Source organism: Alteromonas sp. CyTr2, assembly GCF_947311905.1.
Lineage (GTDB): Bacteria > Pseudomonadota > Gammaproteobacteria > Enterobacterales > Alteromonadaceae > Alteromonas > Alteromonas macleodii.
This window is the reverse complement of the sequence record NZ_CAMZMZ010000034.1, coordinates 41,767-48,311: the sequence shown is the minus strand read 5'-3', so window position 1 is coordinate 48,311 and position 6,545 is coordinate 41,767. Positions and strand designations below refer to the sequence as shown.

Below are 6,545 nucleotides of genomic sequence, written 5' to 3'. Positions count from 1 at the left end.
AATCCGCGCGCGCTTCTCTTCAAGAAGCGCTTCAAGTTCAGCGATGCGGGATTGGTATTCTTTCTCGTTCATACCACTATTATCCCGTATTAAGCTGCTGATTACCTTACATTATTAAGACTATTTCGTGATCGTTAATCGCTACTTATGATCATAGGTTATAAGCCGGATGCGTTGTAGTGCAACGGCTGATGGCCTATGACATCGTAGCCCGATAACAGCCATTGTAGCTGTTGTTCACTCATATGCATCTGTTTTAAGTTCGCATCGACAGGCCACTTAAAACGATGCTTCTCGAGGCGTTTATACCAGAGAGCGAAGCCCGTTTTATCCCAATAGAGTATTTTGACCTTATCGCGCTTTTTGTTGCGGAAGACGAACAGTGCATCGCGAAACGGATTCAGGTTCATATCCTGCTCAACAACGACAATTAAGCCATTGATCGATTTGCGGAAATCGACGATATCCATGTACAGGTAAATGTCGGCAGGCTCTACGAACATCTTCATTTGGACAATGCCTTCATCACGGTAGCAATCCAGTGAGGGTTAATATTGATTGGCACGCTAAGTTGAGCATTTCCAAATTGCAGGAGAAGTTCGCCACCCATTGCTTCGGTGTAGGATTCAACCTTCGTGACTTCACGTTTCACCTGAACAAACTTGCTGCTTGTTCGCTGTAACCGAATATCACGACGCCTGGTGTAGTAAGTTTGAACATTAATCTGCTGTTGGCGACAAAACGCCACTGCGGTGAGCCCGCTTTGCTTTTGCTGCTCGAATAAGTTGAGCCAGTCTTGCACTTCTCTTCGTTGATATTGCGGCATAGTCATTCTCCTTAACAAAAAGAGAACACCATGCCGTAGCTAATTCATGAATTGAATGTGGGGATTACCGGACGGACACCACACATCTGCGAAAGAGTTAGTATAAAACTCTTCATCAAACAGGTTATCTACTGCAACTTTAACTGACAAGTTTTCTACAGGCTCTATTTCAGCAAACGCACGAACCGTGGTGTAGCTTGGTAAGTAGAAGTCGGTAGCGGTTTGACCTAAACGCTCATCAACATACAACAGTCCTGAACCGATACGTACTGGCATATCAGCAAATATAAGTCCCTTGCTCAACTGAATGCTCAATTGGTTTTCTGGAACGTTAATTAAAGGATCGCCAGATTCAATGGCTGCAACAAAGTTAGCATCCGCCGCATCGTTTGTACTTTCAGCATCTACGAAGGTGTACGACACCCAAAGCGAAATATCATTTTCAAATTCAGCGTTAATGTCTAACTCAACACCACGGCTACGCGCTTCGCCAGCGGGGGTTAAGAAGAAGCCGTCAGACGCCTCAGGGCTATCATCATAAACAAGGATGTTACTTTGCTCGATATTAAACACGGCGAAGGTGATATCACCCCGTATATTATTAAACATCGATGTAAGATCGGCTTTAACGCCAATTTCCGCAGATTTAGATTCGTTAGGTTCAAACGGATTTCCGGCGAAATCCGACCCCGTCAGCTGACGGAAACCTTCACCGTAAGTTGCGTACACACTTGTGGTGTCATCAAACAGATAAACAGCACCCACTTGTGGAGAAAAGCGTGTGTCGTCTTGTGATGTGGTACTTACAGGTGACGCAAGGCGATTATCAATTTCCTGCTCGAACTTATCGAAGCGACCACCCAGCCTAACTTGGAAATTATCAGTGATGTTGATTTGGTCTTGGAAATAGACACCCCACGCTTCCTGAACTTCAAAACGGTCCAAGTTATCAGACAATTCCACGTCTGGAAGTGGTGAGTAATCCGGATTAAAAATATCGACCACTAAGTACTGTTCTAAGTCCAAATCGTTAATGTCAGTATCGCTTGAAAAGAATGGCGGGCGATAGCGCAGAATAATCTGGTCATTTTCAAACTTATCGTAGTCAGCACCAATAATCACGCGATGTGATAGCGACCCAGTATCGAATTGTCCCGCTATTTCGCCGCGTAAAACGAAGTAATCGGTTTGGAAATTACGGTAGCGCTTAAAACGAGACAACAAAGCTTGATTAGGATCGATAAACAATGTTTGGCGGCCACCAAAGTTGTTTTCTAATGCATTACCCTCGAAAGTGGTATCGCGCAAGCCAGCACCCAAAAGCAGGTTCCATTCGTCAGCAAGTTTATGAGAAACCTCAATTTGATGACCAACCACTTCCGTATCGATGGTGTCGCCATTAGGATCGCCGGTAAAGGTTTCAATTGGCTGGTGGCCCAATTCACCATCGATGGCCACTACGCCACGGTCGAAAGGAATTTTTTGCTCGGTGTATTCAAGTTCGTACGTAACCGTGGTGTCTGCTGATGCTTCCCACGTAACCGATGGATAAAAGCCAAAACGCTCAGTTTCTACTGTATCGCGGAAACTTTCAGCATCTTCATAAAAGCCTACTAAGCGTACACCTACATTTTCAGCACTGCCTGCAACCGATTGTACATCAGCCTCAATGCGCTTCTGTGACCAGCTTCCGTAAGTTGCTTTAATTTCACCACCTTGACGAAACTGGGGGCGCTTTGTAACAAGGTTTACCGCTCCACCTGGTTCACCGCGACCAAACAGCGCAGCTTTAGGGCCTTTTAATACTTCAACATGATCAATGCCAGAAAGATCACGAGGTCCGCCAAATCCGCGTCCTGCGTTAAAACCGTTTACCAAAAAACCGCTAGGTAAGTTTTCGTCACCTGAAAAACCACGAATAGCAAAGCTGTTCCAAAGGCCACCAAAGTTATTTTGTCTGGCTACCGAAGCGGACAAGTCTAAAGCGTCGTTAAGGTTTATAGCGCCTGCATCATTGATGAGACCAAGGTCGATATCCTGCGCTGCTGCCGGCACTTCTTTATATTCAAATGCCCCTTGATACGCACGGTGCATACCATGCACCGTAATTTTCTCTACATCCGCTTCCGATTGAATATCAGTATTTTGCGCATTTGCAGGCGCATTCAAAAGCGTTGCGATAGAAAGGGCGAGGGTAGATTTTACCCAACTAGTCTTCATTAGTGTTTTCCTGTGTCTTTCTTATTTTTGGTGAAAATTGAGGTAGCTGTTTAAAACTGGCCGATGAAAACTCCGGGGCTTCAAACAAGTGATGATAGTAGAATTTGCGCAACGACGCATGAAACTTGCGAACATTATTTTCGTAGTTAACCATGGCTTTAACATCGGTATCAGCCGCACTCGTTAATAAGCGTTGCGTTAACAAAGACGGGGATAGCAGAGCAACATAGCTTGCAATTTTATCTTTGCGTAAGGTGGCGGCTTGATAAGCTTCTGAAAGTTCCTTTGCCGTTTGGTCGCCAACTTGTTGAAATGCGTAATACCACTTCCAATTAAATGAACTGTCTCGTTGTGGATCAAAGTCGGTTTTATCCGCCCACTGTGGGTGAGTTTCAACAAACGCTTCCCATGTTTGTTCAACAGGTTTGTCCCATGCACTATTAACGGCTTCTCGCTGCGTGAGCACAATGTCGCCGCCCTCAGGTGTATCAACCGAGGCATTAATTATGGTGTGCCCGGAAACTGGCACAATAACCGTTGTGACAAGCCATACGCCTAACATGATTGAAGCTAGGTGCGTGGCGCTGAAATTAGCAAAACGCTTAGCAGCACCTATAGCAAGCACAATAGCGCTCCAAACAATTATGCTGCCAATGACGATGGTACAAACCGTTACTGTTTGAAACACAGACGCGCCATTCACTACACTAAAGGCAATAAACGGAATAAGTGTAACCAGTGCCAAGGGCACCAGGGTTACCAATACGCGTGATGACCAAATAGCATGCGAATTGCGTGCGGTTACATTAAGTAAGTCAAAACGGCGGGCTTCGCGTTCCTTCGCTTTTAAGTCGTAAAGGAGCAAAATGATAAACAGAGGCAACAGCACACTGGTAACGAAAGCAAAGTCAAAACGCCCTAGGAAAGCAAGCTCCGGATTGTCTGTATCGCTTTCATAAATCTGACCTTCTAGCGCTAGCATTCTAATACGGTGCTTCCACGGAAACACATCGCGCTCTCCTACAGCAGCAAACGCCAACGGCGAGGGCGGGGCATATGTCAAATGAAAGGCGTAATAGGCTGCCATGCCATAATTAGATTGGTGAGTAAGGACAGCGTTGCGCTCTGTTTCATCTTTATCTAACAAGCGCTCAATAGTGGCTTGCTGTTCTTGCATTTCCGAATAGCCAGACCACAACGACATCGAGCTTAAAAGAAACACGACCAAAAGCGTTAGTTTTATCTGACGATGGCCAAATACGAAACCCGCTTCTCGTTTAATATCGCTATAACGCATCATGGATTTAATCTCCTAACTGCAGCTTGAAGAAGTAGTGCGGTAAGTCCCATCCAAAGCAACAGCTGAATAAAATAAATCAACGCGTTACTAATGCGTGTGCTTCCTGCTTCTGGTTTAAAATCAAACTCTGCTAAGATCGCCCAGTTATCTGCGCCAACCACAGCTTTGTCTGCTGCTTCTTCACTGGCGTTGCGGTTCATATCTAACTTGTAATCGAGTTTTTCAGCGTGAACCTTGTTCAAAGCCTGAACAAACTCAAGTCTTAGCGTTTCCGCTTCCCTTAAAAAGCGGTGGTGTGTCTCGAGGCTAGTTCCCGCAAGGATCGTAGAAATAGAGCGCACCGCAACTGTAGGCGAAAGCCAGCCAAACTGACGTGCTATTTGGGCTTAGTCTAACTCTTCAGTCATGCGGGTTTCAGCAAACTCATTGAGTACTTTGGCTTGTCGACCTTCGGAGTACTGGGCAACAATGCCCCTGAAATTAACGGGTAAGTCGTCAACTGAATCTACATTGTATTTAGCGAGCAAATCTTCTTTTAGCTTTTTGAATGCAGGATCGTTAACGTCATGACCGTCACCTAAACTTCTAAGTTTTTCTTCCACTTTGAAATCGGCTTCAAGTTTACCCATTGAAGGGGCAACGTTTGTGGCAACGCTGCTCCCTAAACGAGGAAGCAACACACAAGCGCTCATCCAAATGACAACAAGTACGGTGAAGCTAACGCTGCTTTTCTCAAATATGGCCGAGCACGCAGTGACTACCGTGGCCCACAGTAAAAAGTAAACCACATAACTAAGGCAAAAGAGTATTACAACAAGTGCACTTTCGTTTGAAAACGCGACATAAAGACAGGCAAGCAGTAGCGGGAATAAAAATAGGCTGCTAGCGGTTATAATCGCCAGAAGCTTCCCTAAAAGCAATTGCCAACGGGTGGTGCCTTGAGAAAGCAGTAAGGTTAGCGTGCCGGCTTCGCGTTCACGTGACACGCTGCCGTAGCCAATTAGAATAATAAATAAAGGTGCAAGAACCAAAGCTAAAAAGCTGGGTGTTAAACTACTAAAGCGCGTAAGTCCTGCGGATTGGCGCTGCTCGGCGAACATTGCACTATTTTGGCGGTGCCCCTCTAAAAATATAGCGTTCCCCGTGTAGGTATCGACACCCGGTTCAATTACGCTCAGTGGAGTGGGGGCACGGAATACATAATGACCATAATGCACCATGCGATGAGGGTGCTTATCGGGCTGTGCCTCAAAGCGTTGTTCAGCTTCTGTTTGAAGGTGGTCTCTGGTGTGAGCAGCCTCATCGATGTGAAAGGCGTTAACTACCAGTGCAGCTATGGTAAGCACAGCGCCTAGCAATAAAACGGTCGCTGCTACTTTTGTTCGCAACCAATAGCGCCACTGTTCAGCACAAATGATTTTAGCAACATTCAGTATCATACATTACGCCCTGCAAATGCTGCGTGAACGGCTTCAGTATCTATTGGCGTATCGCCAGCACGCTCGAAAGAACCGGTTAATTTGCCATTACTTAAAAGCACAATTCGATGGGCAACTTGGCAGGCACCGTACACGTCGTGGGTAACCATAAAAATAGTAGCGCCACCCGCTGCCAGTTCTGACACTAGCGCATTAAATTCGTCGATGGCTGCTGGATCTAGCCCAGATGTAGGTTCGTCTAAGAACAGTACAGGCGCATTGCGCAGTAGCGCCAAGGCAATTGCGGTCTTCTGACGCATGCCTTTTGAATAATTAGATAGCGCCTTATTCCACGAATCTTCTTGAAGTGCGACCTTGCGAAGTGCGGCGAACATATCGTCGTCAGACTTATCGACTCCAGCCACTGACAAGAAATAACGAATGTTTTCAACGCCAGAAAGATGGCCATATAAGGTGACAGATTCGGGTAAGTAGGCAACAGATTTTTGAACTTGGTTTGGCTGGGTAGAGGCATTATGCCCTAATACAGTGGCGCTACCGCTACTTGCCTTCATAAGCCCTAAAAAAGTTTTAAGGGTGGTGGATTTACCTGCGCCATTTCCACCTAAAAGTGCAAATACTTCGCCTTTTCCTACATTAAAATTGAGATTGTCTAGAAGCGTGCGATCGTCAACACACACGGTAAGCGCATCCGCGCATATCACTGAATTTGTTTGCATTGTTTGGAGAAGCTATACATTAGAATCGTGCTGCAATGTTA

Annotated in this window: 5 protein-coding genes and 1 pseudogene; all 6 read right to left on the bottom strand. The window is 45.7% G+C overall.

Translation table 11 applies throughout. The features are described 5' to 3' along the window. Positions 1–158: 158 nt before the first annotated feature. On the bottom strand, positions 159–509 hold the full coding sequence (gene tnpB, locus QME20_RS15795) for an IS66 family insertion sequence element accessory protein TnpB (protein WP_156086391.1): 351 nt from the start codon (positions 507–509) through the stop codon (positions 159–161). Beyond that, entirely contained in the window at positions 506–826 is a 321-nt protein-coding gene (locus tag QME20_RS15790; protein WP_049588190.1) for a hypothetical protein, read from the bottom strand. Before QME20_RS15790 ends, tnpB begins: the two co-directional genes overlap by 4 nt. A 39-nt stretch (positions 827–865) precedes the next feature. Continuing rightward, positions 866–3,046 (bottom strand): TonB-dependent receptor, encoded by a 2,181-nt coding sequence (locus QME20_RS15785; protein WP_281716236.1) that lies wholly within the window; start codon positions 3,044–3,046, stop codon positions 866–868. Next, positions 3,036–4,346, bottom strand: a complete 1,311-nt coding sequence (locus QME20_RS15780; RefSeq protein ID WP_281716235.1) for a DUF3526 domain-containing protein — start codon at positions 4,344–4,346, stop codon at positions 3,036–3,038. Before QME20_RS15780 ends, QME20_RS15785 begins: the two co-directional genes overlap by 11 nt. Continuing rightward, positions 4,343–5,785 (bottom strand): annotated as a pseudogene (locus QME20_RS15775) (DUF3526 domain-containing protein). The gene QME20_RS15780 and the pseudogene QME20_RS15775 overlap by 4 nt, the downstream one beginning before the upstream one ends. Next, positions 5,782–6,504 (bottom strand): ABC transporter ATP-binding protein, encoded by a 723-nt coding sequence (locus QME20_RS15770; RefSeq protein WP_069944200.1) that lies wholly within the window; start codon positions 6,502–6,504, stop codon positions 5,782–5,784. Before QME20_RS15770 ends, QME20_RS15775 begins: the two are co-directional and overlap by 4 nt. Positions 6,505–6,545: the final 41 nt, after the last annotated feature.